This is a genomic window from Nocardiopsis sinuspersici, from assembly GCF_001998325.1.
In the GTDB taxonomy this organism is placed as follows: Bacteria; Actinomycetota; Actinomycetes; order Streptosporangiales; family Streptosporangiaceae; genus Nocardiopsis; species Nocardiopsis sinuspersici.
Genome location: NZ_MCOK01000004.1, coordinates 1 through 3,771, shown reverse-complemented (window position 1 = coordinate 3,771; position 3,771 = coordinate 1). Strand labels below are relative to the sequence as shown.

The 3,771-nt window shown below is 73.6% G+C and carries 1 protein-coding gene; it reads right to left on the bottom strand.

Annotated elements, in window-relative coordinates; all coding sequences use genetic code 11:
* Window positions 1-3,771 (bottom strand): non-ribosomal peptide synthetase (locus tag NOSIN_RS26555; protein ID WP_143833092.1); only part of this gene is annotated, 3,771 nt, incomplete at both ends.

Below are 3,771 nucleotides of genomic sequence, written 5' to 3'. Positions count from 1 at the left end.
CGGCAGGACGTCCTGGACACCGGGGACGGCCAGACGGTCGACCGCGGCCTGGTCCAGCCCGACCAGCGGGAAGTCCGAGGGAGTGGCCCCGCCGACACCGTCACGGAGGCAGAACTCCACCAGGTCGGTCAGCGCCGCCACCAGCTCCTCCGCCAGCCCCCGCACGGTGTCCTCGGTGTGCGCCAGGTCGGAGTAGGCCAGGTCGAGGACCAGCCGCTCACCGGCCACCCGGCCGACCACGTCGAGCAGGTGCGCCCGGTCCGCTCCGGGAGCGTCGCCGCCGCCCAGGGCCATGGCGGTGTAGGGCGCCCCGGACTCCGCGCCGGTGTCGAAGCGGCCGAGGTAGTTGAAACCGACGTGGGGCTCGGGGACCCGCGCCAGGGCGGTGCGCTGCTGCTCGGTACCCAGATAGCGCAGGGCACCGAACCCGACCCCGTGGCCGGGGAGGGAACGGAGCATCTCCTTGGTGGTCCTGACCTGGTCGGCCCAGTCGGAGGAGGAGCCCAGGGCGACGGGGAACACGGTGGTGAACCAGCCGACGGTGCGGGACAGGTCCACACGCTCGAACAGGTCCTCGCGGCCGTGCCCCTCCAGGTCGATCAGGACGCGGTCGTGCCCGGACCAACCGGTGAGGACCCGGCCCAGAGCAGCCAGGAGCAGGTCGTTGACCCGGGTACGGAAGACCGGCGGGACCTCACGCAGCAGCGCACGGGTCGTTTCGACCGACAACCGGGCCGACACGGTCCGCTGTGAGGAGACCGGCCCGTTGCCCGCGTGGCCGTGGTCACGGGGCACCTCGGCGGGCACCCCGGCCAGAGCCTCCCAGTACCCGGCCTCACCGTCGAAGCGCCCATCCCGCACGGCCTCGGCCACACGCTCGGCCCAGGCGGGGAAGGGCGTGGTACGCGCCCCCAGGTCGGCGGCACCGCCTCCGGTGATCTGCCGGTAGGCGGTGGAGAGGTCTTCGAGCAGGATCCGCCAGGAGACGCCGTCCACGACCAGGTGGTGGGCGACGATCAGCAGGCGCGGAGTCCCCTCACCGGTGAACAGCACCATCCGCACCACCGGACCCGAGACCAGGTCGATCCGCTCGCGGACGCGCTCCGTGTGCTCCTCGACCGTGGTCTCGTCCAGACCCGCGACGGTCTCCAGAACCGTTTCGGCGTCCTCCTCCGGCAGGATCCTCGGGACCCCGTCGTCGGCGACACGGAGCCGGAGCATGTCGTGGTGCTCCAGCAGGGCGGCGGCGACCCTGGGCAGAGAACCGGCGTCGAAGTCCTCCGCCAGGTCCAACAGCACCGACATGGCGAACCCCTCCGGGTCGCCCGCACGGGAGTCCAGGAACCACCGCATGATCGGGGTGGCCGTCACCGGCCCGGAGACCGGGCCTGCCGGCACCGGTGCCGAGCCCCGACCGGTCTCGGCCACCTCGGCCAGGGCCGCGACCGACGGACGGGCGAAGACCTGCTTGGAGGTCACGGTGATCCCCGCCCGTCGGGCCCGGGAGACCAACTGGATACTCAGGATCGAGTCGCCGCCCAGCGCGAAGAAGTCGTCGTGCACACCGACCCGGTCCACACCCAGCACAGACCCGAACACCCCGGCCAGCACCCGCTCCGCCTCCGACCGCGGAGCGACGTACTCGCCCCCGGCCAGCGCCGCCCAGTCGGGGGACGGCAGCGCCCGGTGGTCGGTCTTGCCGTTGGGAGTGAGCGGAACGGCGTCCACGGACACGACGACCGCCGGGACCAGGTGCGCGGGCAGCGTCCGGATGAGCCGGTCACGCACTTCGGCGGAGTCGGCCCCTCCCGACACGTAGCCGACCAGTGCCGGACCGCCGGGGGCGTCCTGGCGCACCGTGACCGCCGCCTGCCGGACCCCGGGCAGCGCGACCAGCGCCGACTCCACCTCGCCCGGCTCGATCCGCAGGCCCCGGATCTTGACCTGCGCGTCGGCGCGGCCCACGTACCCCAGCTGGCCGTCGGCGTTCCACCGCACCAGGTCGCCCGTGCGGTAGAGGCGCTCCCCCGAGCCGAACGGGTCGGCGACGAACCGCTCCACGGTCAGCCCCGGCCGCCCCCAGTACCCGCGCGCCACACCCGCGCCACCGACGTACAGCTCACCGACCACACCGGCCGGGACCGGCCGCAGGAGGTGGTCGAGGACGTGCAGTCGGGCGCCCCGGACGGGACGGCCGATCGGCGGGGCCTGCCCGGGGGACAACGGGTCGCTGAGCGACGCGGCGATGGTGATCTCGGTCGGCCCGTAGGCGTTCACCATGCGGCGGCCCGGAGCCCACCGGTTGACCAGCTCGGCCGGGCACGCCTCCGCGCCGACCACCAGCGTGCGCAGGTCCGGAAAGTCCCCGGGCGGCACGGACGCCAGGACGGAGGGCGGGATGATGGTGAGGTTGACGCGGTGGCGCGACAGCGTTCGCGCCAGCTCCTCACCGACCAGTGGGCCGGGTTCGGGCACGACCAGGGCGGCCCCCGCGCCGAAGGCCATCAGGACCTCCATCACCGAGGCGTCGAAGCTGGACGAGGCCAGTTGCAGGACCCGCCATCCGGGTTCGGTGCCGAAGCGGTGGGCCATGGACGCCGCGAACTCGCCGATCCCCCGGTGGGTCACCATGGTGCCCTTGGGGGTTCCGGTCGACCCGGACGTGTAGATGACGTAGGCGAGGTCGTCCGGCCCGGGCGGGAGCGGCGCGGCCGCGTCCTCGGGAACCGGCTCGGCGGCCACTTCGGCGAGGGTGACATGCGGCGGCGCGGCGACGTCCGGTTCCGGCCGCCGGGCCCCGCTCTCCTCGGTGATGAGGAGGCCGATCCCGGAGTCACGCACGATGAAGTCCTGGCGTTCGTCCGGGTACTCGGGGTCGATGGGCAGGTAGGCGGCACCGGCCTTGGTGATCGCGAGCAGGGCGGCGACGAGGTCGGGGCCGCGCCGGAGCGAGACGCCGACGACCGTGCCGCGCTCGGCGCCGAGGCGGTGCAGGCGGACGGCGAGGGCGTCACTGCGCGCGTCCAGTTCGGCGTAGGTCCACTCCGTCCCGTCGCCGATGAGCGCGGTCGTGTCCGGGCGCGCCCGCACCTGCTCGGCGAAGAGCTGGACGAGTGTGAGCCCGTCCCGCGAGGGGCCGCCGTCGCCCCACGCGGTGACGCGGTCGCGCTCGGCCCCGGGCTGCGGCGGCAGGGCGCGCAGCGGGCTCGCGGGGTCGGTGACCAGCGACTCGACGTGGAAGGCGAGATGGGCCAGCAGGCGCTCGGCCGTCCCGGCGTCGAACAGGTCCGGGTCGTACCGGAGCTGGGTGTCGATCCGGTCGCCGTCGTAGGCGACCAGGGTCAGCGGGTAGTTGGTGGCCTCGTCGGCGGTGACGTCGAGGACCCTCAGTCCGTGGTCCCGGGCGGCCTGTTCGTCCACGGGGTAGTTCTCGAACACCACCAGGCTGTCGAACAGGGGCGTGTCGCCGGGCAGGGGGGAGAGCGCCTGGAGCCGGGTGAGGGGCAGGTGCTCGTACTGGCGGGACTCGGTCAGCGCGTCCTGGAGTTCGTGGAGCCAGGTGTTGACGGGGGTGTGGGGGGTGACGCGGACGCGGACGGGCAGGGTGTTGATGAAGATGCCCACGGCGTTTTCGACGTCGGGTCGGTCGGCGGGGCGTCCGGAGGTGGTGGCGCCGAAGACGACGTCGGTGTCGCCGGAGTGGGCGGACAGCAGCAGCGCCCACGCGCCCTGGACCAGCGCGTTCACCGTCAGACCCTGCTCACGCGCGAA